Source organism: Herbaspirillum camelliae, from assembly GCF_001929405.1.
Lineage (GTDB): Bacteria > Pseudomonadota > Gammaproteobacteria > Burkholderiales > Burkholderiaceae_D > Herbaspirillum > Herbaspirillum seropedicae.
In genome coordinates this window covers 1,117,569-1,142,497 of the sequence record NZ_KV880769.1, presented here as the reverse complement: position 1 = coordinate 1,142,497, position 24,929 = coordinate 1,117,569, and the positions used below count along the sequence as shown (strand labels likewise).

At 64.0% G+C, this 24,929-nt stretch carries 23 protein-coding genes and 1 pseudogene; 17 read left to right on the top strand and 7 right to left on the bottom strand.

All coding sequences use genetic code 11. The features are described 5' to 3' along the window. Positions 1-6 precede the first annotated feature (6 nt). Complete coding sequence (locus BGK68_RS05240; RefSeq protein WP_075256197.1) at positions 7-1,509, bottom strand: acetyl-CoA hydrolase/transferase family protein; 1,503 nt, start codon at positions 1,507-1,509, stop codon at positions 7-9. A gap of 173 nt (positions 1,510-1,682) precedes the next feature. Between BGK68_RS05240 and BGK68_RS05235 the strand changes: the two genes are divergently transcribed. From BGK68_RS05235 to BGK68_RS05225, 3 genes are all read left to right on the top strand, one after another. Next, a complete protein-coding gene (locus BGK68_RS05235) occupies positions 1,683-2,588 on the top strand; it encodes a LysR substrate-binding domain-containing protein (protein ID WP_075256196.1) in 906 nt (301 codons plus the stop codon). Positions 2,589-2,782: 194 nt separating this feature from the next. Continuing rightward, the gene (locus BGK68_RS05230) at positions 2,783-4,918 is read left to right on the top strand and encodes an FUSC family protein (RefSeq protein ID WP_075256195.1); all 2,136 of its coding nucleotides are present in this window, start codon (positions 2,783-2,785) and stop codon (positions 4,916-4,918) included. 85 nt (positions 4,919-5,003) lie between these two features. Continuing rightward, positions 5,004-6,128 carry a mechanosensitive ion channel family protein gene (locus BGK68_RS05225; RefSeq protein ID WP_075256194.1) on the top strand — a complete coding sequence of 375 codons (1,125 nt, stop codon included), beginning with the start codon at positions 5,004-5,006 and terminating at the stop codon, positions 6,126-6,128. A 114-nt stretch (positions 6,129-6,242) separates the two neighbouring features. Here BGK68_RS05225 and BGK68_RS05220 read toward each other — a convergent pair whose 3' ends face one another. Next, a complete protein-coding gene (locus BGK68_RS05220; RefSeq protein ID WP_075256193.1) occupies positions 6,243-6,539 on the bottom strand; it encodes a DUF4148 domain-containing protein in 297 nt (98 codons plus the stop codon). Positions 6,540-6,630: 91 nt separating this feature from the next. After that, complete coding sequence (locus tag BGK68_RS05215; protein WP_075256192.1) at positions 6,631-7,035, bottom strand: DUF4148 domain-containing protein; 405 nt, start codon at positions 7,033-7,035, stop codon at positions 6,631-6,633. Between the two features lie 471 nt (positions 7,036-7,506). On the opposite strand from BGK68_RS05215, the gene BGK68_RS05210 reads away from it, so the two are divergent. Then, complete coding sequence (locus BGK68_RS05210) at positions 7,507-8,256, top strand: glutamine amidotransferase (RefSeq protein ID WP_075256191.1); 750 nt, start codon at positions 7,507-7,509, stop codon at positions 8,254-8,256. Between the two features lie 332 nt (positions 8,257-8,588). Continuing rightward, positions 8,589-8,909: a hypothetical protein gene (locus tag BGK68_RS05205; protein WP_013232130.1), complete on the top strand. Its 321-nt coding sequence runs from the start codon at positions 8,589-8,591 to the stop codon at positions 8,907-8,909. Between the two features lie 283 nt (positions 8,910-9,192). Here BGK68_RS05205 and BGK68_RS05200 read toward each other — a convergent pair whose 3' ends face one another. After that, positions 9,193-10,464 carry an MFS transporter gene (locus tag BGK68_RS05200; RefSeq protein ID WP_075256190.1) on the bottom strand — a complete coding sequence of 424 codons (1,272 nt, stop codon included), beginning with the start codon at positions 10,462-10,464 and terminating at the stop codon, positions 9,193-9,195. Between the two features lie 182 nt (positions 10,465-10,646). Between BGK68_RS05200 and BGK68_RS05195 the strand changes: the two genes are divergently transcribed. Beyond that, positions 10,647-11,537, top strand: coding sequence for a LysR family transcriptional regulator (locus tag BGK68_RS05195; protein ID WP_075256189.1), 891 nt, complete (start codon positions 10,647-10,649; stop codon positions 11,535-11,537). 30 nt (positions 11,538-11,567) lie between these two features. On the opposite strand, the gene BGK68_RS05190 is transcribed toward BGK68_RS05195, so the two are convergent. Then, complete coding sequence (locus tag BGK68_RS05190) at positions 11,568-12,023, bottom strand: hypothetical protein (RefSeq protein WP_075256188.1); 456 nt, start codon at positions 12,021-12,023, stop codon at positions 11,568-11,570. 495 nt (positions 12,024-12,518) lie between these two features. Here BGK68_RS05190 and BGK68_RS05185 point away from each other — a divergent pair, with 495 nt between their 5' ends. The 3 genes from BGK68_RS05185 to BGK68_RS05175 are packed head-to-tail and all read left to right on the top strand — an operon-like array spanning position 12,519 to position 14,877. Beyond that, entirely contained in the window at positions 12,519-12,770 is a 252-nt protein-coding gene (locus BGK68_RS05185; RefSeq protein ID WP_075256187.1) for a FeoA family protein, read from the top strand. Beyond that, on the top strand, positions 12,767-14,593 hold the full coding sequence (gene feoB, locus BGK68_RS05180; protein ID WP_075256186.1) for a ferrous iron transporter B: 1,827 nt from the start codon (positions 12,767-12,769) through the stop codon (positions 14,591-14,593). Before BGK68_RS05185 ends, feoB begins: the two co-directional genes overlap by 4 nt. Further along, the gene (locus BGK68_RS05175; protein ID WP_075256185.1) at positions 14,590-14,877 is read left to right on the top strand and encodes a DUF6587 family protein; all 288 of its coding nucleotides are present in this window, start codon (positions 14,590-14,592) and stop codon (positions 14,875-14,877) included. Before feoB ends, BGK68_RS05175 begins: the two co-directional genes overlap by 4 nt. 19 nt (positions 14,878-14,896) lie before the next feature. Here the strand turns inward: BGK68_RS05175 and BGK68_RS05170 are convergent, their stop codons facing one another. Continuing rightward, the gene (locus tag BGK68_RS05170) at positions 14,897-16,102 is read right to left on the bottom strand and encodes a threonine ammonia-lyase (RefSeq protein WP_075259686.1); all 1,206 of its coding nucleotides are present in this window, start codon (positions 16,100-16,102) and stop codon (positions 14,897-14,899) included. Between the two features lie 345 nt (positions 16,103-16,447). Between BGK68_RS05170 and BGK68_RS05165 the strand changes: the two genes are divergently transcribed. After that, positions 16,448-16,804 (top strand): hypothetical protein, encoded by a 357-nt coding sequence (locus tag BGK68_RS05165; protein WP_075256184.1) that lies wholly within the window; start codon positions 16,448-16,450, stop codon positions 16,802-16,804. Positions 16,805-17,148: 344 nt separating this feature from the next. Next, on the top strand, positions 17,149-17,721 hold the full coding sequence (locus BGK68_RS05160) for a methylated-DNA--[protein]-cysteine S-methyltransferase (RefSeq protein WP_075256183.1): 573 nt from the start codon (positions 17,149-17,151) through the stop codon (positions 17,719-17,721). 18 nt (positions 17,722-17,739) lie between these two features. Here BGK68_RS05160 and BGK68_RS27315 read toward each other — a convergent pair. After that, positions 17,740-17,847 (bottom strand): annotated as a pseudogene (locus BGK68_RS27315) (ABC transporter permease); the annotation flags it as partial. Between the two features lie 437 nt (positions 17,848-18,284). On the opposite strand from BGK68_RS27315, the gene BGK68_RS05155 reads away from it, so the two are divergent. The 6 genes from BGK68_RS05155 (at position 18,285) to BGK68_RS05130 (ending at position 24,919) form a co-directional block, all read left to right on the top strand. Beyond that, entirely contained in the window at positions 18,285-20,186 is a 1,902-nt protein-coding gene (locus tag BGK68_RS05155) for a potassium transporter Kup (RefSeq protein ID WP_075256182.1), read from the top strand. A 176-nt stretch (positions 20,187-20,362) separates the two neighbouring features. Further along, positions 20,363-21,406: an ornithine cyclodeaminase gene (locus tag BGK68_RS05150; protein WP_075256181.1), complete on the top strand. Its 1,044-nt coding sequence runs from the start codon at positions 20,363-20,365 to the stop codon at positions 21,404-21,406. Positions 21,407-21,417: 11 nt separating this feature from the next. Further along, a complete protein-coding gene (gene rocF, locus BGK68_RS05145; protein ID WP_075259685.1) occupies positions 21,418-22,326 on the top strand; it encodes an arginase in 909 nt (302 codons plus the stop codon). Between the two features lie 190 nt (positions 22,327-22,516). After that, positions 22,517-23,296 carry a basic amino acid ABC transporter substrate-binding protein gene (locus tag BGK68_RS05140; protein ID WP_075256180.1) on the top strand — a complete coding sequence of 260 codons (780 nt, stop codon included), beginning with the start codon at positions 22,517-22,519 and terminating at the stop codon, positions 23,294-23,296. Positions 23,297-23,438: 142 nt separating this feature from the next. Then, complete coding sequence (locus tag BGK68_RS05135; protein ID WP_075256179.1) at positions 23,439-24,191, top strand: amino acid ABC transporter permease; 753 nt, start codon at positions 23,439-23,441, stop codon at positions 24,189-24,191. A gap of 5 nt (positions 24,192-24,196) precedes the next feature. After that, positions 24,197-24,919, top strand: a complete 723-nt coding sequence (locus BGK68_RS05130; protein WP_075259684.1) for an amino acid ABC transporter ATP-binding protein — start codon at positions 24,197-24,199, stop codon at positions 24,917-24,919. The last annotated feature ends 10 nt before the right edge of the window (positions 24,920-24,929 follow it).

The window sequence follows — 24,929 nt, the reverse complement described above, 5'->3', positions numbered from 1 at the left end:
CTGCGTCTAGCCGGCGCGCTGGTCCAGTCGCATGGTGCGATGCTGGGCATAGTGCTGGTGCCACGAGAAGGCCTCGCCCAGCAGGTGCGGGGTGTGGCCGCCAGCCTGGCAGGCGCGCTCGAAGTAGTCGCGCAGCTGGGCGCGATAGTCAGGATGGCAGCACTGTTCGATGACCTTCACCGCCCGCTCGCGCGGCGCCAGACCGCGCAGGTCGGCCAGGCCCCATTCAGTGACCAGCACATCCACATCATGCTCGCTGTGGTCCACGTGCGAGACCATCGGCACCACGCTGGAAATGGCGCCATCCTTGGCCACCGACTTGGACACGAAGATCGAGATCTGTCCATTGCGCGCAAAGTCGCCCGAGCCGCCAATGCCGTTCATCATGTGGGTGCCGCCCACGTGGGTGGAATTGACATTACCGTAGAGGTCGAACTCCAGCGCCGTATTCAAGCCGATGATGCCCAGCCGGCGCACCAGTTCAGGATGGTTGCTGATCTCTTGCGGACGCAGCACCACCTTGTCGCGGTAACGGTCGATGTTGGCCAGGAAATGCGCATACTTGTCCTGCGACAGCGTGATCGACGAGGCCGACGCAAAAGCCAGCTGGCCCGAATCGAGCAGGTCGATGGCGCTGTCCTGCAAGACTTCCGAATACATCACCAGGTTGCGGAAGGGCGACTCCACCAGTCCATGCAGCACCGCATTGGCAATGGTGCCGATACCCGCCTGCAGCGGCGCCAGCGTATGCGGCAGGCGACCCGCTTCCACTTCGCATTCGAGGAAATGGATGACGTGACCGGCGATGGCGCGGGTCTCGTCATCGGGCGGCAAGACCGACGAGGGGCTGTCGGGCGTCTGCGTGAGCACGATGGCCACCACCTTGGCCGGATCGAAGGGGATGGTGGTGCTGCCGATGCGCTGGTCCGCCACCGTCAACGGGATCGGTTCACGCGCCGGACGGGCCGCCGGCAGGTAGATGTCGTGCAAGCCTTCCAGCGCCAGCGGCACGCTGGTATTGAGTTCGATGACGATCTGCCGGGCCTGCTCCACGAAGCTGGCCGAATTGCCCACCGACATGGTCGGCACGATGCCCTCCTCGGTGATGGCGGCGGCTTCGATGACGGCGATGTCGATGCGCGAGGGCGTGCCGCTGCGCAGCTGTTCGGCGGTCTCCGAGAGATGCTGGTCGATGAACATCACCTCACCCGCATTGATCTTGCGGCGCAGGGTCGGATCGACCTGGAAAGGCAGGCGTCGCGCCAGCAGGCCCGCTTCGGCCATGAGGCCGTCGCTGCCATTGCCCAGCGAGGCGCCGGTGATGACGGTGAAATGCAGTTCTTCCTGCGCCGCCCGGTCGGCCAGCGCACGCGGCATGGCCTTGGCGTCGCCGGCGCGGGTGAATCCGCTCAGGCCGATGGTCATGCCATTGTGGAAGAAGGTGGCCGCCTCGGCGGCGGACATGACTTTGCCGGCCAAGGCGGGCTGGCGGATGCGCTGGCTATCCATGAGAGTGTGCTCCTGCTCGGGTTCTTTAGGGGGTGAGAAGTGCATCCTTGACGGACTTCTTGCATTCTTTTTTGTCCCAGTATAGGAGCCGCGTACTATGCACTGTATGATTAAAATTCCCGATTTCCAGTCATAAAACGCATAGCTCTCCACCCCGCCGAAAGTCCCTCGCCATGGATATCCGCGCCCTGCGCTACTTCACCGAAACGGTACGCCACAACAGCTTCAGCCGCGCCGCCGACGCCCTGCATGTCACCCAGTCCACCGTCAGCAAGATGGTGCGCCAGCTCGAGGAAGAAGTGGATGCGCCTCTGCTCATCCGCGATGGCCGCCGTCTGCAGCTCACCGATACCGGCCGCGTGGTCTATGAGCAGGGCCAGCAGATCCTGGCCGCGATGCAGCGCCTGCACGCCGAGGTGCGCGATACCAAGGCGCTGCGCTCGGGCCGCCTGGAGATCGGCATCCCGCCCATGATCAACATCCTCTGCACCCCCGTGCTCAAGGCTTTCCGCGAACGTCATCCCGACATTGCCGTGGTCCTGCAGGAAGATACCGGACCGCAGATCGAGCAGCGCGTGGCCAATGGCGAACTGGAGATCGGCATGACGGTGCTCCCAGCCGATCCCGAACTAGGGCTGGAGACATTGCCGGTGGCCAGCTATCCGATGTGGGCCGTGGCCCAGGCCGGCAGCTTCCAGAAGAACCGCGCCAGCCTGCGCTGCGCCCAGCTCGATGGCATGCCGCTGGTCCTGCTCAACAATGAATTCGGCCTGACCCGCAGCCTGCGCGGCGTCTTCCGCGAACACGGCATCAAGCCCGAGATCGTCGCCCAGAGCGCCCAGTGGGACTGGCTGGTGGCCATGGCCCTGGCCGGCATGGGGACGGCCCTGCTGCCCGAGCCCTTCATCCACCGCCTGGCCACCCAGCAGTTGCAGGCCGTGCGCCTGGTCGAGCCCGAGGTGCAGTGGAAGGTCGCCTACGTCACCCGGGGCGGCTATCTCTCCCATGCGGCGCATGCCTGGATGGCGGTCTCGGCGCAACTCTTCGCGGGCGGCAAGCTGCGCAAGAGCACGAGCTGAAGCATCCATGCACAGAGGGAATGCAATATCGGAACTTAAGTCATACCGTGCATGCAGCGGATTCCTATACTGATCAGGCCGATACCTGCCTCCCCTCTTCATCCGCGCCGGCGGAACCGGAATGACGTCGTTGCGGCCATGAGCGCGCAGGTGTCGGCACTCCACGCCAGCCGCCTCCCTCCGCCCACGTGATCATGCCGCCGCTCCTGACGCCGCGTTTTTCCCAGTATTTCTCGCTGTACCGCCTGCTCCTGCTCTCCCATTGCCGCCGCTGCCGCACCCGCGTGGAACGCTGGCGCGCGCAATTCCCCCTGCGTCACGCCAATCTCTCCGAAGGCCTGCGCGCCGCCTGCAGCGCGGCGGCCATGCTGCTGTTGGGCGAATGGCTGGGCAATCCCCTGTTTTCGTGGGCCGCCATCGGCGCCTTCCTCACCTGCCTGGCCGACAGCGCCGGTTCCAACCGCGCCCGCCTCGCCTCCATGGGCGGCTTCGCGCTGGCCTCCACGCTGGGCGGAATGGTCGCCGCCAGCGCCGCGTCCCTGAGTGTGGAACTGGGCTGGCTGACCATCATGGCCTGCGCTGGCGTGGCGGGCTTTTCGCGCATCTATGGCGCCGCTGCCGGGCTGGTGCTGATGCTGGCCGCGGGCGTCTCGGCCATCATGGCCGATGCCCCGGTGATCCTGTGGCCGCTGCGCCAGAGCCACGTGCTGATCTACTTTGGCGGTTGCCTGTGGGCGCTGCTGTTGGGGTTGACGGTGTGGCGCATCCATCCCTTCGGACCGGCCCGGCAAGCTGTGGCGCGCGCCTATGGCACGCTGGCCGAGCTGGCCTCCGTCGCCGCAGCCAGCGGCCTGGACGAGCCGGCCTATGCCAGCCACGCCGCCGACCTGGCCGCGCATGCCCGCCGCCATGCGCGTTTCGACATCGCCGCCGCGCGTCGCGCCCTGCAAGCCGTGGCCGTCGAACGTACCGAATCGCGCCGCCTCTACGACAACCTGCTGGTGCGGCTGGCCCGCGCTGACGATCTGCTCGACGGCGTCACGTTGCTGGTGGACCTGCAACTGACGCATTATCAGGAACCCCGCGCGCGCCAGCGCACGGCGCGGGTGCTGGCCTGCATCGCCCGCCAGCTGCAGGCCATGCAGGCCGCCATGAGCCAGGGCGAAGCCATTGCCGCCGACGAGGATGTGCGCATCATGGCGCGGCTGCGCCAGCTGGTGGCGCGCTTGCCCAGCGGCACAGGCCGCTTGTTGCAACAGGTGCATACGCCCTTGGCCGTGGGCAGCGACGACCCGACCGGACTTAAGCAGATGGCCCGCACCGCTGCGCCCGCACGTGCCATGCCGGCGATCCTGCTGCACCGCGTGCGAGCCTTGTGGCGCAAGGCCGCCTCGCATGCGGCCACCGGCTCGGCCGAGTGGCATCACGCCTGGCGTTGCGCGGCAGCGGCCGGCGCCACCTACCTCATCGTGCATCTGCTGGAACTGCCCTTCGGTTACTGGGCCACCATGGCGACCATGCTGGTGATGCAGCCGAGCATTGCCGAGAGCTGGTCGCGCAGCATGGAGCGCGCCGTCGGCAGCGTGGTGGGCGGCGTGCTGGCCGTGGGGCTCTGCCTGGTGGTGCATTCGCCGCTGGCGCTGGCCTTGCTGGTGTTCCCCCTCACGGTGCTGACCATGGCCCTGAAGCCGGTCAGCTATGGGCTGTACGCCACCTTCCTCACACCGGTGTTCGTGCTGGTGGCCGATGTGGGCGGCGATCCTGCGCACGAACTGGCCAATGCGGCCCTGCGCGCCGGCAACAATGTCATCGGCGCAGTGGTGGCGGTGCTGGCCAGCTACCTGTTCTGGCCGCGCCGTCATCCCGAGGATCCGCAGGCGCAATTGCAGCGCATGGCCCAGCTCAACCTGGCCTATCTGATCGAGGCCCTGGCCACGCAGGCCGCGCCGCAAATGGCCATGCTGCATGCCCACCGCCGCGCCGCCTGCGTGGCCAATGTGGAAGCCGGCCTGCTGCTGCAACGGGTGGCGCGCGAGCGCGGCTGGCCCGAACGCGATCATGGACGCGGACGCACCGCCGTGGCCTTGTCGCGGCGGCTGGCGGCGGCGGCCAGCCACATCTGGGCGCACCCGCAGGCGGCGTCACCGGAATTGCTGGCCTGGTTGCGCGCGCTGGCTGCGGCCTTGTCGGCGCATCAGAGCAGCGCCCTGCACCACTTGCTGCGCCATCGTCCCGCCCCCATGCACCTGGCTCAGGCCGCTGCCGTGGAGACCGCCTGCCTGCTGGTGGCCACGCTCGAGGCAGACCGTGCGATGCCTGCAGGAAAATAAGCGGAAACAAAATCGCCCTTCCCTGTTCGAACCGGAAAAACGCTTCGGCGTGCCGCTTCGACAACATGCCAATGGAAGGGAATGGATGAGCTTCGACCTGGATTTTCTCTACAACATGAACGAGGGCCCGCTGCGCTCCGGCCTCATCGTGCTGGGCGTGGCCCTCGTGGCCGTGGTGGTGGCGGTGTTCCTGCACCGGATAGGCATCGCGGTGGTGCGGCGGCTGGCGCGTGGGCGCTCCTTCACCACCACCGCCACCGAGGTCACCTTCAGCGCCAGCCGCACCTGCGTGATCCTGTTCATGCTGCGCCTGGTGCTCACTGGCGCGCCGGACAATACCCCCGGGCTGACCAGCATTTCCTACCTCACCTCCATCGCCCTGATCCTGGCGCTGACCTGGTTCCTGATCCGCTGCGTCAAGTCGGTCAGCCTGACCGTCATCAATCTCAATCCCTATGACGTGGCCGACAACCTCAAGGCGCGCCGCATCCTCACCCAGACCCGCGTGCTCTCGCGCAGCGCCTATTTCATCATCGCCATGCTGGGCCTGTCCTTCGTGCTGTTGACGCTGCCAGGCGCGCGCCAGTTCGGCGCCAGCCTGCTGGCCTCGGCCGGGGTGGCCGGCATCGTCGCCGGTATTGCGGCCAAGCCGGTGCTGGGCAATTTCTTTGCGGGGTTGCAGATCGCGTTTTCGCAGCCGATCCGCATTGATGACGTACTCATCGTCAAGGGCGAATGGGGCCGCGTGGAAGAGATCACCGGCACCTTCGTGGTGGTGCGCATCTGGGACGAGCGGCGCATGATCGTGCCGCTGCAATGGTTCATCGAGAACCCCTTCGAGAACTGGACCCACACCTCTTCTACCATCCTCGGTACGGTGTTCCTGTGGCTGGATTTCTCGGTGCCCACGCAGGCCATCCGCGACGAATTCGAACGCGTCTGCAAGACCCTGCCGTTGTGGGACAAGCGTGTCTGCGTCATGCATGTCACCGATGTCAGCGAGCGCACGATGCAGGTGCGCCTGCTGGTCTCGGCCAAGGATTCGGGCAGCGCCTTCGACCTGCGCTGCCAGATCCGCGAACACATGATCGGCTTCATCGCCAGCAACTATCCGGGTGCGCTGCCGCGCCTGCGCGCCGAGGTCGAGGCGCGCAACGATCCCGAGGCGATCGACAGCATCATCGACGGTCCGCCCACGCAAAAGGCCTGAGCGCGCTTGCCGCCGCGCAGGCGCTGGGGATGTGACAAGGGCCTCGGATCACGAGGCCCTTGTCATGTCTGGCCTGCGGCAACTGTCGTGCAGCGTGCCGCAGGCGCAAGGCGCTTACTGGTCGGTGACCTTCATCTCGCCATTGGCGCGGGCTTGCGCCAGTTCGGCACGCACTTGCTCGCGCGTCTTGCCGTTCTGTGCCACGGCGCGGGTGTCGGCGCCGTTGAGGCCCTGGTCGCGGTCGGTGACCAGCAACTGACCCTGGCTGCGGGCTTGTTGCAGTTCAGCGATCACGTCGGCGCGGGTCTTGGTGGAGACGAACTTGCTTTCCACGGGATACGGGGCTTCGGCCATGGCGGCGCCAACGGTAGTGCTCAGCAGCAGGGCTGCGAAGAGATGCTTGGTGTTCATGATCTTTCCTTTCTGGTATGGGGCTGATGAGCGCCGCGCAGGGCGGCGGCACGCTCATCGGCAACGATTCGATTCAACAGGGATGACTGGATTACAGGGCGCGGTCCTGGGCGTTGCTCACGGCAGTGCCCTGGTTGCGGGCCTGTTGCAATTCCTGCTGGACTTGCTGGCGGGTCAGGGTCGAGTGGAAGGGCTTGTCGACCGGGTACTGGTCGGTGACCAGCAGTTCGCCATTGGCGCGGGCTTGCTTCAGTTCTGCGACCACTTCAGCGCGGGTACGGGTGGAGACCACGGGCTGGTCCATCGGATATTGGTCGGTGACGAGGATCTCGCCGTTGGCGCGTGCCTGTTGCAGTTCGGCAATCACGTCGGCGCGGGTCTTGGTGGAGACGAACTTGCTTTCCACGGGATACGGGGCTTCGGCCATGGCGGCGCCCACGGCGGTAGTCAGCAGCAGGCCGGCGAACAGGTTCTTGGCAATATTCTTGGTGTTCATGATCGTTCCTTGTGAGAGATAAGGATGAGCACTGCAACCCGGCCCGACGCTTGTGGATCAGTCGTTGTGTGCTGTCATCGTGGAACCAAGTGTAGGGATCGGGCTGGCCGAGAAAAAGCCGACAAACCGGAATACATCATTCCAGAAACGCGAACAATCAGTTTTTTCGATGCTGTACTTGGCTTTTTTCGCTGCAACTGCACATGCTGGAAGAGCCAGGCACCAAGGCATTATTAAAGATAAGCTGTTGATTATTATAGGAAGTAGGCGGTATCTCGCTGTGGTATCGGCCACCGCACCCCGCATCGACTTTGCGATGCCGCAAAGCGAATTCTATCGGGTCGATACAAAATGCCAATGACTTGTTCAAACTATTTGATCAAGTTTTTCAGGGCTTCGTTGTATACGCTAAGATATAGCGAAGCGGGCCGCCCCGCCCTGCTCCTTCCTCCCACGAACCTATCGTCGCCCATGAACAAGACCGCCCTCGCCCTGCGCCATGTCGTTTCCGAAGATCTGGGCCAATTGGCGCCGCTGCTGGCGCGCAATGGCTACCAGGTGCGCCATTTCGACGTCGGCGTAGACAGTTTCGACCAGCTCTCGCCTCTGGATGCGGACCTGCTCATCGTGCTGGGCGGTCCCATTGCGGTCTATGACACCGAGGCCTATCCCTGGCTGCGCGCCGAGATCGCCTGGTTGCGTGCGCGCCTGCTGGAAGACCTGCCCACGCTGGGTCTGGGCCTGGGTGCGCAGCTCATGGCGGCGGCGCTGCATGCCCGCGTCTATCCCGGCAGTTGTGGCAAGGAAATCGGCTGGAGCCGCCTGCAGGCCGGCCCGCACCTGGACGAGCATGCCTGGCTGCGCCAGCTGGTGGACCCGGAAACCCGCGTGCTGCACTGGCATGGCGACACCTTCGACCTGCCGCGCGGGGCGCGCCACCTCGCTTCTTCCGACATGTATCCCCACCAGGCCTTCGCCTGGGGTCGCCATTGCCTGGCGCTGCAATTCCACCCCGAAGTGGACGTGCGCACGGTCGAGCAATGGATGCTGGGCCATGCCCATGAGATCGCCCATACCCGCAATATCAGCCTGGCGCGGCTGCGCGCAGACGCCCAGCAATATGGACGCCGCTTCGAGGAGGCAGCGCGACGCTTCTGGCAGGACTGGCTGCATAGCCTGGAGGGCCTGGACGGCAGCGAGGAACACAGGCGCAGCGCCTAGGCCGTTTTTCCAGCCCGCATTTTCAGCCCTCCCCCTTTTTCCACCCCCTGGGCAAGCTTAGGGTGGTAGTTCCATCCTGTTACCAATGCTTTCAAGCGCTCACGTTCGCTTGCATTTTTGCTCGAACCACCCACGCAATCGACGTTCAGACTACAGGCAAGCACGGCCAACGCCGACGTTGCAATGCAGCGCGGCAATTTCCGTGATCCGGGAAGCTCAGAATCAGTCCTTGTCTGACACGGAAACGGCGCCACGATCGCTTACAGTGCTTGCACGGATTGTTAGTTTCAACAATCGCGTTTCTAACTCGAAAAGTGTAAGGAGGTAACAAAATGAAGGCACGCCATATTCTGATTTCGTCCCTGTTCATGGCCCTGGCTGGCGGTGCAATGGCGCAGAGCAGCGCACCGGTTGCACCTTCTTCCACCGCAACCAATGGCGCTCCCTCGAACGATCCCTTCGTGCAGAAGCGTCAGGCCGATGCCGATGCGAAGGCGCAGTACAAGGCCGAGAAGAAGGCCGCCAAGCAAGAGTACAAGCAGGATCGCGCCCAAGCCAAGGCGCAGCTGAAACAGGAGCGCCAGGAATCGACCGCGCAGCGCAATGAGGCGCTGGCGACAACCCCTGCTGCACCGGTCGACAAGTCGCACTGATCTTCAAACGCAGCGTTACTCCGTGATGAAAGCCCCGGTCCTGCTGGATCGGGGCTTTTTTTCATCTGCTCGCCGCGCGTTCATTTTGTTATAAATGAAGAAAAGCAATGTTAGTGCCGTCAAAAAAAACTATAACAACATTGACCAGCAGAAAAGTTGCCGAAAGACCATCGGAAAACGCTTCGTCAATCTCATTTTCGACGTCATCGGAACGGTAAACGACTCACGTTTTCTGAGCCGTTTTTTATCCGAAACAGGTGCCGCGCAACACCATAAAACAGCTTCAATTACGCCCCTGCCGCCACAGGCAACGCGCCGCCCAGGCCGCACCCATCACTTGCAGCAGCATGAAGCCGGCCACGGCATTCCATCCTGAATGCTCCCAGAACCATCCCCCCACCGAGCCCAGGATGCTGCCGCCCAGGTAGTACGCCAGCAGGTAGAGCGAGGCCGCGTGCCCCTTGCCCTGGCGGGCCATGCGCCCGACCCAGCTGCTGGCGGCGGAATGGGTGGTGAAGAAGCCGATGGTCAGCAGCACGATGCCGCCGATCACCAGCACCAGCGATGAGGTGCAGGTCAGCAGCAGGCCCAGGCAGGAGATGCCGATGCCGACGGCCACCAGGGGGGCGCGGCCATAGCGGTCGGCCAGCGCACCGGCCCAGGACGAGGACAGCATGCCGAACAGATAGGCGCTGAAGATCAGGCCGGTGACCGTGGCCGAGAGCGAGAACGGCGGGCTCATCAGGCGAAATCCGGCATAGTTGTACGAAGTCACGAACACGCCCATGTTCAGCGCGGCGATGGCAAAGCACAGCGGCAGGCGGGCGTGGCGCAGATGGCCGCGCCAGAGCGCGAAGTGGTCGGCCAGCCGCATGCTGCTATTGCGCACGAAGTGGCGTGAGGCCGGCAGCATCATCACGAAGGCCACCGCCAGCGCCAGGTCCAGCGCACCGATGATGAGCATGCCGGCGCGCCAGCCCAGATGTTCGGCCAGCACGCTCATGGCTACCCGTCCGGCCATGCCGCCGAAGGCGTTGCCGCCCACATAGAGGCCCATGGCAAAGCCCAGTCCGGTCGCATCGATTTCCTCGGCCAGGTAGGCCATGGCCACCGCCGGCACCCCGCCCAGGGCGATGCCTTCGAGGGTGCGCGCCACCAGCAGCAGATGCCAGTCCGGCGCCACGCCAGCGGCCAGGTTGCAGCAGGCCGCCGTGGCCAGGGAGGCGAACATCAGTTCGCGGCGGCCATAGCGTTCGGACAGCATGCCCGCCAGCACGATGGACACGGCCAGAAAGCCCGTGGACAACGACAGGGCCAGGGAAGCGCTGGCTGCGCCAATGCCGAATTCCTGCGCGAAGATGGGCAGCAAGGGTTGCACGCAATACAGCAGCGAGAAGGTGGCGAAGCCTGAGAAGAACAGCGCCAGCACGATGCGGGCATAGGCGGCGCTGCCGCGGGTCGCGCCACGGGGCGCGGCTTCTGGCGCGCTCGGCGCCGGGGGCACCGGAGCGTCGGCGTTGGCCGCGCGGGCGGCCGGGTCGGACAGGGACTGCATGGAGGATTCCTTGCGACGGAGGGCGCCGGGCCTGCCGTCACCGTAGAGTGGATGAGTGGGTGAACAGGCAGTCTGGAAGAAATCCGTTATATTGTCCAATATATGGGACAGGGGTGGCCCATCTACAAAACAGATGGGGACACATCAGACGCCCTGTCACCGTCAACTCATCAGGACTGTTCATGGAACTCCGCCATCTTCGCTATTTCCTCGCCGTCGCCGAGCAACGCAGCTTTACGCGTGCCGCAGAAAAGGTGGGCATCGGCCAGCCGCCGCTGTCGATGCAGATCAAGGCGCTGGAAGAGGAAGTCGGCGCAGCGCTGTTCCTGCGCACTTCGCAAGGGGTGGAATTGTCGGAGGTCGGACGCGTGCTGCTGCCGCATGCGCAGCGCGCCGTGGACCAGGCCGAGCAGGCTCTGCGGGCCGCGCGCCAGGCCGCCAGCGGCGAGACTGGATTGCTGCGCATGGGCTTCACTTCCTCGGCGGTATTCCATCCGCTGGTCTCGCATGCCTTGCAGCAGTTCCGCGAACGGCATCGCAAGCTGGAAATTTCGCTGAGCGAAGGCATCACCGAACAGTTGCTGGCCGATATCGCGGCCTCGCAGCTGGACGCCGCGTTCGTGCGCATCGTCACCACGCCGTCGGCGGCGCTGGGCGTGGTGGAATTGCCGGCGGAAAAACTGAAGGTGGCGCTGCCACGTTCGCATCCCCTGGCGCGATGCAAGTCGCTGCGCTTGCAGGACCTGGCCAGCGAGAATTTCATCATGGTGCCGCGTGGCAAAGGTTCGGCCTTGTACGGCAGCATCTTCAGCGCCTGCCAGGCTGCCGGCTTCGATCCGCAGGTGATCCAGCTGGCACCGCAACTGACCTCGGCCATCAATCTGGTGGCCTCAGGCCTGGGCATCTCCATCGTGCCCGAAGCCATCGAACAGGTGCAGCTGGCGCAGGTGCGCTACGTCGAGATCGTCGAGCCGGCGCCGCGTGCGCAATTGTCGCTGGCCTATCACCGCCAGTCGATTGCAGCCTCGCGCTTTGCCGTCCATCTGCAGCGTTCGCTGCGGCGGGCGTCCTGAGAGGCCAGCCGTTCAAGTCTGTCGATGAAATCAGTGTTGGTTGGGATTGAAGCGACGCAGCAGCGAGTTGGCCTGTTGCAGGAAAGCCTCTGGGTATTGTTCTACCAGTGTTTCCAGCGCGGGCAGCATGCGTTCCAGTGCGATGGTCAGGGCGATGTCGCTGATTTCCTCGCCCCAGAGCACCTTCTGCACGAAGGCGACCGGACCGATATCGGAAATCAGGCTCATGCTCATCTGACGCTCCAGCGTGTCAGTGCGCGGTCCGAAGGACTCATCGAAGATGCGCATGATCGCTGCTTCCAGTTCTCTACGCAGGCTTCTGCCAGGGGCGTCCGGCGCAGGTGGCGATGGCTGGCGCGGTGCTTTGGCCGGCGCATTCCCGATCAGTGCGCTGGCCTCCCCCGCCATACGACTGAGTTGCTGCACATGCAGGGTCAGCGCGCTGATCTCGGCGAGCAAGGAGCGCAGTGGCATCTGTTCCGGCATGTCCGATCCGGCTGGGCCGGCTGGTAGTGGATTCATGTTGTTCTTGTTGCTCAGGCAATTTGGGAGCTGCTCAGACCGCCTGCGTGAATCGATCGGACCGACAGGGCCGCCCCCACGCGGATGAACCGTCGGCTTGCGTGCTTGCCTTTGCCCTGCGAATCGCGGGAAGCAATGGGCGTGAATTTCCCTACGGAAACAGTGCAAAGTATAGTGCGGTGCAAAAATTTACGCATGACAATTTCGACCGCGTTCAACGTAGACGCCACAGTGTTCTCCGGAAATATTGTTCAGATAATAAAAGAAAAGGCAGATGTTGCGTTTCATTCATGTCTTTGTTTTTTTTTACTTCTCGCTCCAACGTCCTTCATTCAAAGGTTTTCGTGCGGCAAATCGTCGCAGCAGGCCCTGCTTGTCAGGAATCGGTCAGCTTTGCGCGAAGGTGAAGCAATATAATGAGAATGCTTATCGATTCCCTTATCTTTTCCCAAGAAGCTCATGCGCCTGACCGAACTCGCCAAGGGCGTGGCCGCCATCGTCGACCACGTGACTGATCAACATAGCGCCGACGCCGTTGCGGCGCGCCTGCGTGACCTGGGTTTCGTGCCTGGCGAGCCGGTGCGGGTGGTGGCGGCCGCGCCCTGGGGCGGCGACCCCATCGTCGTGCAGATCGGCTCCACGCGCTTTGCCCTGCGCCGCGCCGAGGCGCAGCGGGTCACGCTGCAGGCGGCTCAGGGAGGTGCAGCATGAGCGCGGCCGGTTTGAACATCGCCCTGGTGGGCAATCCCAATTGCGGCAAGACGGCGCTGTTCAACCAGCTCACCGGAGCGCGCCAGAAGGTGGCCAACTATGCCGGCGTGACGGTGGAGCGCAAGTCCGGCAGCTTCACCGCTCCGTCCGGCCGCCAGGTGCGCGTGGTCGATCTGCCCGGGGCGTACAGCCTGCAATCGGTCAGCCCCGATGAGCGCGTTACCCAGGCGGTGCTGCAGGGGCGCTATCCGGGCGAGGCCGTGCCGGACCTGATCGTCTGCGTGGCCGACGCCACCAACCTGCGGCTGCATCTGCGCTTCGTGCTGGAGGTGCGGCGCCTGGGCCGGCCCATGGTGCTGGCGCTGAACATGATGGACGCGGCTGCGCGGCGTGGCATCCGCATCGATGTGGACGCCTTGTCGCAGCGCCTGGGCATGCCCGTCATCGAAACCGTGGCGGTCAAGCGCGGTGGTGCGCGCGCGCTGGTGGCGGCCATCGACGGCGGCGAGCCGGTGGCCGCACCCGCCGTGCCGGATATCGATGATCTGCACGTCGAAGTGCGCGCCCTGCTGGCCGATACCGTCGTCATGCCCGCCCCCACCGACCGCCGCGATGACGCAATCGATCGCATCGCTCTGCATCCGGTATTGGGCGTGCTGTTGCTGGCGCTGACCATGTTCCTGGTATTCCAGGCGGTCTACGCCATCGGCAAGCCCATGACCGACGCCATCGCCGATGGTTTCGGTACGCTGGGCGGCGTGGTCGGCGAGTGGCTGCCGGAGGGACCGCTGCGCGGGCTGGTCACCGATGGCCTCGTGGCCGGACTGGGGACGGTGCTGGGCTTCCTGCCGCAGATCCTGGTGCTGTTCTTCTTCATTCTCTTGCTGGAGGAATCGGGCTACCTGCCGCGCGCAGCCTTCGTGCTGGACAAGCTGATGGTCTCGGTGGGGCTGTCGGGACGCTCCTTCATTCCCCTGCTCTCCAGCTTCGCCTGCGCCATTCCCGGCATCATGGGCACGCGCAGCATCACCGATCCGCGTGACCGGCTCGCTACCATCCTGGTAGCACCGCTGATGACCTGTTCGGCCCGCCTGCCGGTCTATGCGTTGCTGATCGGCGCCTTCATTCCGCACCGGCCGGTGCTGGGCGTGTTCAACCTGCAGGGACTGGCGCTGTTCTGCCTGTACGTGGCCGGCATCGCGGCGGCCATGCTGGTGGCCTGGGTCGCCAAGCGCATCGGCAATGCGCGCCAGGAACGCTCGCTGCTGATGGAGCTGCCCTCCTACCGCTTGCCGAACTGGCGCGACATCGCACTGGGCCTGTGGGAGCGCGGTGCGATCTTCCTCAAGCGGCTCACTGGCGTGATGCTGGCGCTGACGGTGCTGATGTGGGCCATCTGCACCTTCCCTGCCCCGCCGGCGGAGGCCACGCGCGCGGCCATCGACTATTCCATCGCAGGTTATATCGGCCATAGCCTGCAATACCTGTTTGCACCGCTGGGCTTCAACTGGCAGATCAGCCTGTCGCTGATTCCCGCCTTTGCGGCGCGCGAGACGGCGGTGGCGACGCTGGCCACGGTCTATGCGGTCGGCGGCGAAGAAGGCGCGGCCTTGCAGAGCGCGCTGGCCTCGCATATCTCGCTGGCCAGCGCCTTGTCCTTGATGGTGTGGTTCGCCTTCGCACCGCAGTGCATGTCCACGCTGGCCATCATCCGCCGCGAGACGCAGTCCTGGCGCATGGTGGCGCTGTCCTTCGGCTACATGTTCGTGCTGGCCTATGCGGCGTCCTTCCTGACCTACAATGTCGCAAGGTGGCTGGCATGAATCACGCGCTGTGGTGGCAATACGCGGTCATTGCCGCGCTGGTGACGGTGAGCACCCTCTACATGCTGCGCAAGCTGGCGCCTGCGGCGAGCTGGCGCTGGCAGGCCCGCGTGGCCAGCTGGCTGATAGGGCGTCGTGCGGGAATGTGGCAGGCGCTGGGCCGGCGCTGGTTGCCGCCCGCCAAGGGCGGGGGCTGTGGCGGCGGCGCCTGTGATGGTTGTGGCGACAGCGGCGACGCCCTGCCGCCGCTGGAACAGAAGATCCAGTTCCACCGCCGCCGCTGATCTAGAGCAGCGCTGCCGATCAGTGCAGCTCTTCGGCCTCGAAGCCCGCCGCCCGCAGGGCTTGCAGCACCTGGGCCAGATGCGGACGGCCACGGGTCTGCAGCACCAGTTCGATATCCACGTTCTGCGCCGCCAGCAGTGTAAAGGCGCGCTGGTGATGCACCTCGTCAACGTTGGCGCCCGCCTCGGCGACGATGCCAGTGATGCGCGCCAGCGTGCCCGGCACATCGCGCGAGCTGACCTTGACCCGCGCCAGCCGTCCGGCGCGCACCATGCCGCGCTCGATGATGGCCGTCAGCAGCAGCGGATCGATGTTGCCGCCCGACAGCACCAGTCCCACGCGCTTGCCGCGGAAGCGGTCCGGATAGCGCACCAGCGCCGCCAATCCGGCCGCGCCCGCCCCTTCCACCAGCGTCTTTTCGATTTCCAGCAGCATCAGCACGGCCTGTTCGATATCGCCTTCATCGACCAGCAGCAGCTCATCGGCTTCGCGGGCGATGATGGCGCGGGTCAGCGTGCCGGGTGTGCCGACCGCGATACCTTCGGCGATGGTGCTCGCGCCCACCGGGTGCTCGGTCCCCTTGACGGCATTGAACATGGTCGGGAAGCGTCGTGTCTGCACGCCCACGATCTCGATCTCCGGCTTGACGGCGCGCGCGGCCACGGCCATGCCGGCCAACAGCCCGCCGCCGCCGATGGAGACCACCAGGCAATCCAGGTCCGGCACCGCCTTCATCATCTCCAGCGCGACCGTGCCCTGGCCGGCGATGATGGCTTCGTCGTCGTAGGGGTGGACGAAGGTCAGCCCTTCCTTTTCGGCCAGTTCGTAGGCATGGGTGCGCGCGGCTTCCAGGGTGTCGCCATGCAGCACGACATTGGCGCCGAAACCGCGTGTGCGTTCGATCTTCACGCCGGGCGTGAAGCGCGGCATGACGATGGTGGCTGGCAAGCCCAGCCGTTGCGCGTGATAGGCCACGCCTTGCGCATGGTTGCCGGCCGACATGGCCACCACGCCGCGCGCCCCGCCCTCGCTGGCAGCGACGTCCACCAGCTTGTTGCAGGCGCCGCGCTCCTTGAAGGACGCGGTGAATTGCAGGTTCTCGAACTTGAGGAAGACCTGGGCGCCGACGATCTGGGACAGCGTGCGCGATTCCACGCAGGGCGTCTCCAGAATCTGGCCTTGCAGCCGGCGGGCGGCTGCTTCGATATCGTTGAGCGTTGTCATGCTGCGATTGTAGAGCGAATGCACCGCTTTGTAGCACTTCATGCAAGCAGGTCGCGAGGATGGCGATAAATCGAATGTGGATGCTGACGAACTTGGAAAAATGAAAAAATCGGGGCCACCGATGTTGTTGCAGCGCTCGGCAGGGTAGCCTGGATTGCCAGGTCATCAACATCAAATTTCTTTTGTTTCCACCATTGCACTCGGTGGATGTGGCGACTAGAGTGAAGACTCGTCGCGCCACCGCCTGAGACTCTTGCCCCAGTGGAAGCGACACCTGCAAGGGCCGTGCGCCCTCGCCCCTCGCGCAGCTACCTCAGCCTCAGCCGTTCTCATCAAGGAGACACCATGAGCATCGCCACCCGGCCCCCGGATGTCAGGCCATCCCCGTTACCGCCCTTGAGCCCTTCCTCGCGTCTGCCCGAACGCCCGCGCTACGAGCAGCGCACCACCCCCTTGCTGTTGACGCTGGTCGAACTGGATCCGCGTGAAGTGATCGACGGCATCATGACGCCCGGCGGATATCTCACCGCCGACGTGATCCCGGTCGGTCCCATGCGCGAGGCCTGCCCGCACTGCGAAGGCGTGGCGCTGCAACTGGTGTTGCGGCACCGGCATGTCAAGCGCAGCCATCTGTTCTGCCGGGTGTGCACCCGGGTCTATGATGCGCTCAATGACAGTGGGTATTCGGTGTTGACGGTGTGATGCAGTTCCTTATTTTGACGCGGGCGCCGATAACTTCTCGGCGCCTTTTTTATTCTCGGCATTGACCGCATCCCGTCCGTCCCATTCCGTGCGTAAGGTTTGCTGATAATCAACGTCGGCGCGGGGAATGGATTTCCAAAGCCCGAATGGGTCCAACGCTAGCGTGTCGCGATATGGGGCTGGCCGAGAGGTATGGTCCATGAGTGTTTTATGCAGGGCATTGCAAAGTGTCGATGATCTCGCGACACTGCCCTCAACGAAATAGAAGTTTCTGGAACAGGCTTGACGACTTGAACCGCTAACGCAGTAGAATCGGCCCCCTCAACGCAACAAAAGAGATGCCAATGGAATATGCCTACAAGCGGATGGCCTCCCCGGCCGGTGTGCTCAAGCTGGTGGCCAAGGGGGATCACCTGGCTGCGATCCTGTGGGAAGACGATGACGCCCTGCGCGTGCGGCTGGGTGAGATGGTGGAAGATGAAGACCGTGCGGTCCTGATCGAGACCGAACATCAGCTGCGCGAATACTTTGCCGGTGAACGCGACAGCTTCGACATCCCCTTGCATTTCGAAGGCACCGAGTTCCAGCGCCAAGTGTGGTCGGCGCTGCTCGACATTCCCTACGGACAGACCCGCACCTATCTCGACATCGCCCGCCAGCTCGGCAACGAAAAGGCAGTGCGCGCCGTGGGCGCGGCCAATGGACGCAATCCCATTTCCATCATCGCACCCTGCCATCGCGTCATCGGCGCCGGCGGCGAACTGACCGGCTTTGCCGGCGGGCTGCACGTCAAGAAACTGCTGCTGGCCATCGAGGGCATCGCTACCGAAGGCCGCGATATCGGCCAGATCATCGATCCGCGCCGCAAGGCGCAGTCGCGGCGGCGGGAAGATCCCAATCAGCTGTCACTGCTGTAAATGATATAAATCATTTTCTCAGCGCTGCATGCCCCACTTCTTCACGGTCACGCGTTCCAGCGTATTGAAGACCAGGTTTTCCACCAGCAGGCCGATCAGGATCACCATGGCTAATCGGGCCAATACCTCGGTCCAGGAGACCTGGCGCGCAATATCCGCCAAGGGATGGCTTAGAACCACTTTGCTAGAAAGGCACAGCTCTTTATTCTTCGGAAGTATATAAAGGGCAGTGGAAAAAGAAAAATGCGATCACTGCAAAACCGGATGGCGGCTGCGAATAGCGTGCGAAGCTGTGACTGTAAAGGGTTTGCGGCGGAAAAGGTAGTCTGGTGCGAAATGGATTCCCAACCGCGACATTGCCCGGCTGTCAAGTTCGGCGAGGTGAGGAAGAGGCAGCGGCGCAACGTCAGGGGTGCGTCAGCGGCAATTTGAGCGCACTGCGGGTAGAGTGCGATAAAGTACGCCTCCTGCCCGGACAGACGGCTGATCACCCCCCTTGGTGATCTCTTCTGTTGCCAGAGCCCTGTCCGCCGGCACTCATTTGAAGAAGCAAAGGGAGCAAGATGAGTTCATCTCACACCAATCCAAGCCTTTCCCTCCGATCGAGCAAATTCCACTTCATTACCCTGGCGGCGCTGGGCGTGGTGTTCGGCGATATCGGAACCAGCCCGCTGTACGCATTGAAGGAATGTTTCAGCCCCGACCACGGCATCGCCTTTTCCCCGGGCGCGGTGCTGGGCATCATCTCGATGCTGTTCTGGTCCATCTCCATCGTGGTGACCATCAAGTATGTGATGTTCGTGCTGCGCGCCGACAACAATGGCGAAGGCGGCGTGCTGGCGCTGATGGCCTTGTCGCTGCGTTCGGCGCTATCGGGCTCGCCGCGCGCCAAGCTGCTGATGATGCTGGGCGTCTTTGGCGCCTGCATGTTCTATGGCGACGTGGTGATCACGCCGGCCATCTCGGTGCTCTCGGCGGTGGAAGGGCTGGAGATCGCTGCCCCCCAGACGGCCCATGCGGTCATTCCGTTGACGCTGGTGATCGTGGTGATCCTGTTCCTGATCCAGCGGCATGGCACCAGCGTGGTGGGCCGTTTCTTCGGGCCGGTGATGTTCCTGTGGTTCTTCTCGCTGGCCTTGCTGGGGCTCTACAACATCGTCAAGGCTCCCGAAGTGCTGGTGGCCATCAATCCCTACTACGCCGTGCACTTCATGGCCGAGCATTCGCTGCAGGCCTTTATCGTCCTGGGCTCGGTGGTGCTGGTGCTGACCGGGGCCGAGGCGCTGTATGCCGACATGGGCCACTTCGGCATCAAGCCGATCCGCTATGCCTGGCTCTTCACGGTCATGCCCTCGCTGCTGATCAACTACTTCGGCCAGGGCGCCAACCTGATCGCCAATCCGGATGCGATCAAGAACCCCTTCTACCTGATGATCCCCGATCCGCTGGTGCTGCCCATGGTGGTGCTGGCCACCTGCGCTACGGTGATTGCCTCGCAGGCGGTGATCTCGGGCGCCTTCTCGCTGACCAGCCAGGCCATCCTGCTGGGCTTCGTGCCGCGCATGCGCATCCTGCACACCTCGGAGGACGAGCAGGGTCAGATCTACATTCCGCTGATCAACTGGATGCTGCTGGTGGTGGTGGTGGCCGTGGTGCTGGCCTTCAAGAAATCCGATAACCTGGCTGCGGCCTATGGCGTGGCCGTGACCACCACCATGGTGATCACCACCATGCTGCTGGGCGTGGTCATGCGCCATATCTGGAAGTGGCGCATGCCGGCCGTGGTGGCCGCCATCAGCTGCTTCCTGGTGGTGGACGTGGCCTTCTTCGCGGCCAACCTGTTGAAGCTCACCGAGGGCGGCTGGTTCCCGTTGGTCATCGGCGGCGCGGCCTTCTTCCTGTTGATGACCTGGTACTCGGGCCGCATGCTGCTGCGCATGCGCATCAAGGATGACGGTATTCCCATCGAGCCCTTCATCGAAGGCCTGCTGGCCCATCCTCCCCATCGCGTGGGCGGCACGGCTGTCTTCATGACCGGCAATATCGCTACCGTGCCGGTAGCGCTGCTGCACAACCTGAAGCACAACCGCATCCTGCATGAGCGCGTGTTCTTCCTCAAGATCAGCATCTGGGACGTGCCTTACGTGGCCGACAGCGAGCGCCTGACCATGAAGGAGCTGGGCGGCGACGTCTACCTGCTGCGCGCGGCCTTCGGCTTCAAGGAAGCGCCGGAAGTGCAGAAGGTCATGACCTTGACCGAGCAACAGTTCGGCCATCACTTCGACCTGATGGATACTTCCTTCTTCCTGGCGCGCGACACGGTGGTGCCGAGCAAGCTGCTGGGCATGTCGCTGTGGCGCGAGCGCCTGTTTGCGTGGATGTACCAGAACGGCGCCAAGCCCTCGGACTTCTTCCACATCCCCGCCAACCGGGTGGTGGAGCTGGGGACCAAGGTCGAGATCTGATCGCGACGAGGTCCTCTGCCAGTCCCGCATGAGGATGCCGTCCAGCCGTACGCTGGACGGCATTTTTCTTTTCCGCCACGATGTGCGGCAGTGCGGCGGGCATTCTGCCGGGCTTGGGGATAAGATAGCCCCATCCGCATTGACAGCAGAGGCAGCCTCACGAGGGCTGGCACATCATGGTCAAGTACATCGGTACCCGCGATCTGCAGGCCTATCTGGCCACCCATCCCTTGCCGCAGGTCATCGGCGGCATGCTCGCCTACCTGCAACACGACTACCTGCGCTGGCGCGAGTTCGACAAGACTGCCCGTGTGGCCAGCCACTCGGCGCAGGGAGTGATCGAGCTCATGCCCATTTCCGATGGGCGGCAGTATTGCTTCAAGTATGTCAATGGACATCCCGCCAACACTGCCCAGGGTTTGCTGACGGTGACGGCCTTCGGTGTGCTGGCCGACGTGGCTAACGGCTATCCGCGCCTGCTCTCGGAGCTGACCCTGACGACGGCCTTGCGCACGGCGGCCACCTCGGTGCTGGCGGCGCGGCAGATGGCGCGCTCCGACAGCCGCGTCATGGCCGTGATCGGCAACGGGGCGCAGTCCGAATTCCAGGTGCTGGCCTTCCATCACCAGATGGGCATCGAGGTAGTGCGCCTGTTCGATACCGACGCCACCGCCACCGCCAGGCTCATGCGCAATCTGGGCGGCTGCAGCAGTCTGCAGCTGATCCCTTGCGCCAGCGCGGCCGAGGCCGTGCGCGGCGCCGATATCGTCACCACCATTACCGCCGACAAGCGGCGCGCCTGCATCATCACGCCGGCCATGCTGGAAGCGGGCATGCATCTCAATGCGGTGGGCGGGGATTGCCCCGGCAAGACCGAGCTGCATGCCGATGTGCTCAAGGCAGCGCGGGTGGTTGTGGAATTCGAGGCACAATCACGCATCGAAGGGGAGGTGCAGCAGATGCCGGCGGATTTTCCCGTGACCGAACTGTGGCAGGTACTGGCGGGGCACGCGCCCGGTCGCAGCAGCGCTGCCGAGGTGACGGTCTTTGATTCGGTCGGCTTTGCGCTGGAGGATTTCGCGGCGCTGCGCTATCTCGACGAGCAGGTCGATGCTCGCTTTACGCGGCAGCTCGACCTGATTCCTGCCATGGACGACCCCAAGGACCTCTACGGTCTGGCCGTCCCGGCCACCCTCTGGAAGGAGCAGGCGAACGCATGAACAAGCAAGCGATGAACAGGATCAGGATGATGGGCGCGCCCACCGACGTGGGCGCCAGCCGGCGTGGTGCATCGATGGCCCCGGCGGCCCTGCGCGTGGCCGAATTGCAGCGCGGCCTGCAGCAGCATGGGCTGGATGTCATCGATGGCGGTGACCTGGCGGGACCGGCCAATCCGCAGCAGCCGCCGGTGCAGGGATTGCGCCACCTCGAACAGGTGGTGCAATGGAACCGGACGGTCCATGAGGCCGTGGCGCAATGCCTGGCCGAGGGCGAGCTGCCGCTGCTCATGGGCGGCGACCATGCGCTGGCGGTCGGTTCGATTGCCGCCGTGGCGGCGCATTGCCGCAACCAGGGCAAGGAGCTGCGCGTCCTGTGGCTGGACGCTCACGCCGACGCCAACACCAGCCAGTCCACCCCGACCGGCAATATCCATGGCATGCCGGTGGCCTGCCTGCTGGGGGTAGGACCGGCGGCGCTGACGGCCATCGGCGGCCAGACGCCAGCCTTGCAGCCGCAGCAGATCTGCCAGGTCGGCATTCGCAGCGTCGACCGCGAAGAGAAGCGCCATCTGCGCGAACTGGGCGTGCGGGTGTTCGACATGCGCCACATCGACGAGTACGGCATGCGCCAGACCATGGAAGAGGCGCTGGCCGGGGTGGGTCCGCAGACCCATCTGCATGTGAGTTTCGATGTGGATTTCCTCGACGCCGCGCTGGCCCCGGGTGTGGGCACTGCGGTGCCGGGCGGTCCCACCTACCGGGAAGCGCAGCTGTGCATGGAAATGATCGCCGACACCGGCGCGCTGGCCTCGCTGGACGTGATGGAACTCAATCCCGCCTGCGATGTGCGTAACCAGACCGCCGAACTGGTGGTGGACCTGGTGGAAAGCCTGTTCGGGAAATCCACACTGATTCGCTGAAGCCTGCAATTCGAGGTTGAAGGATTGCGGACAATGCCGGATCATTCAGGGTTTTTCCGCGTGCGGCGGGATGGGGTAGGGCAAGCGCCGGCCATTCTCGCCAGCCAGGAACGGTTTCCCTGCGGGAGCGCAGCGACGGTGCGCACGCATCTTGCTCTCCTGCTTCATCCTCCATCAGAAAGAAGACATCATGTCCCTCAAGAAATTGTTGACCACCGCCGCCAGCGCGCTGGCCCTGTCCTGCGCCGCCGGCACTGCCCTGGCGGCTGACCAGACCTATGTGGTGGGCGCCGGCGGCACCTACCGTCCCTTCGAATTCGAAACCCCGAAGAAGGAACTGGTGGGCTTCGACATCGACCTGATCAAGGCCATCTCGCAGGCGTCCAACTTCAAGATCCAGCTGGTGAGCACACCCTGGGAAGGCATCTTCGCCACCCTCGGCCAGGGTGATCGCGACATCATCATCTCCGGCATCACCATCACCGACAAGCGCGCCCAGATGGTGGACTTCTCGCTGCCTTACTTCCCGGCCGAGCAGGTCATCATCACCAACGCCGACGCCAAGATCACCGCGCTGTCGGACCTGAAGAAGAGCCAGGTGGCCGTGGTCAATTCCACCGCCGGTGACATCGTGGTCTCCGAAGAACTGGGCAAGGCCAGCACCGCCATCCACCGCTTCGACAATACCGTGCTGATGCTGGAAGAACTGTATCGCGGCGGCGTCGATGCGGCCGTGGGGGATGTGGGCGTCATCAAGTTCTACATCAAGAGCCATCCCGAGAAGAAGTTCAAGGTGGTCGGCGACAGCAAGTTCGTGCGCCAGTACTTCGGCATCGCCGTCAAGAAGGGCAACAAGGAACTGCTGGACAAGATCAACGCCGGCCTCAAGAAGATCGTGGCCGATGGCACCTATGCCAAGATCTACAAGACCTGGTTCGACGGCGACGTGCCGACCCTGCCGCTGAAGTAATCCTTCCGGCCCCGGCCCCTGGTGGCCGGGCGCCTGCCTGAGCGCCGCTCCGCCGGGGTGCGAGGCGCGCTGCCTGTCCTGCTTGTTTCGCGTTTTCCGCGTTCCCTGCTTTTCTTAACCTCTCCGTTTGAACGGATTCATCATGCATTCCTTCTTCCAATGGGAAATCATCGGCGAATACGCGCCGCTGTTCGTCGAAGGCACCTGGATGACCTTGAAGGCCGCGATCATCTGCGTCATCGCCGGCACCTGCTGGGGCCTGGTGCTGGGCGTCGGCCGCCTGGCCGAAGCGCGCCATGGTTTCTGGAAATATTTCCTCTGCTACTGCGTGCAGTGGCCGATCCGCTTCTATGTCAGCTTCCTGCGCGGCACGCCCTTGTTCGTGCAGATCCTGCTGATCCACTTCGCCCTCATGCCCATGCTGATCAATCCCAGCGGCGGCCTGATCCTGTCGGGCGACCTGGCGCGCGAGATCCGCTCGCACTACGGTGCCTTCGCTTCGGCGGTGCTGGCCATCACCCTCAACTCGGGCGCCTATGTCTCGGAAATCTTCCGCGCCGGCATCCAGTCCATCGATCGCGGCCAGAGCGAGGCTTCGCGTTCGCTGGGCATGAGCTACCTGGCCACCCTACGCCGCGTGGTGCTGCCGCAGGCCTTCCGCCGCATGCTGCCGCCGCTGGGTAACAATGCGATTGCCATCGTCAAGGATTCCTCGCTGGCCTCGGCCATCGGGCTGGCCGAACTGGCCTATGCGGCGCGCACGGTCTCTGGCGCCTATGCGCGCTACTGGGAACCTTACCTCACCATCTCGGTGATCTACTGGCTCATCACGCTGGCGCTGTCGGCGCTGGTGCGCCATCTGGAAGCGCGTTACGGCAAGGGAGATGCACGATGAGCACGATGATCAAGGTCCATCAACTACAGAAACGCTTCGGCCAGGCCCACATCCTGCGCGGCATCGATTGCGAGATCCGCGCCCGCGAAGTGGTGTGCGTGATCGGCCCCTCGGGCTCGGGCAAGAGCACGTTCCTGCGCTGCCTCAATGGCCTGGAAGAAGTCAGCGATGGCGACATCTTCATCGAAGGCGTCAAGCTCAATGACCCCAAGGTCAACCTCAATGCGCTGCGTGCCGAGTTGGGCATGGTGTTCCAGCGCTTCAACCTGTTCCCGCACATGACGGTGCTGGAAAACCTGATCATGGCGCCCATGCAGGTTAAGAAGCTGTCCCGCCGCGAGGCCGTGCTGGTGGCCGAGAAGCTGTTGCAGAAGGTGGGCCTGCTGGACAAGATCGATGCCTTCCCCAACCAGCTCTCGGGCGGCCAGCAGCAGCGTGTGGCCATTGCGCGGGCGCTGGCGATGGAACCCAAGGTGATGCTGTTCGATGAACCTACCTCGGCGCTGGATCCGGAACTGGTGGGCGAGGTGCTCACCGTCATGAAGCAATTGGCTGAAGAAGGCATGACCATGGTCGTGGTCACGCACGAGATGGGTTTTGCCCGCGAGGTGTCGGACCGCGTCTTGTTCATCGACCAAGGCGTCATCATGGAAGAAGGGCCGCCGCAGCAGGTGCTGGGGGACCCGCATCATGAACGCACGCGCGATTTCCTGCGCAAGGTGCTGTAAGCGTCAGCGC